This is a genomic window from Aeromonas sp. LsrichE-8G, from assembly GCF_022869435.1.
In the GTDB taxonomy this organism is placed as follows: Bacteria; Pseudomonadota; Gammaproteobacteria; order Enterobacterales; family Aeromonadaceae; genus Aeromonas; species Aeromonas caviae.
Map to the genome: position 1 here is coordinate 1 of NZ_JALIHH010000261.1, position 293 is coordinate 293.

General features: G+C 66.6%; 1 protein-coding gene. It reads right to left on the reverse strand.

Translation table 11 applies throughout. The annotated features are described in order from the left end of the window. The coding region (locus tag MUW49_RS22150; RefSeq protein ID WP_210539138.1) for a transposase at positions 1 to 293 on the reverse strand (293 nt) is incomplete at both ends.

Here is a 293-nt window from a genome sequence, read left to right on the forward strand (position 1 = left end):
GGTAACGCGCGAGCCTGCGCAGGTATTTCTGCTTGCTCAACGCACCGCTTTCCCAACGGTGCCGGGTACGAAACACCGCATCCGCCAGCAAGACCAACCGGGCACCGATGGGCTGGTTGCACTGCTCGCTACTCTCGGCGATGGCCGCGAGATTGCGGGCCACGTGGGCCCAGCACAGTTGCCGCTGGTCGGCGTCGATAAACCGGTAGCCGGCGTACTGGTCGGTCACCAGCACCCCGTCAAACTCGGCGCCCAGCAGCCGCTTGGCCGCCTCCTGACCACGGCCATAGGCC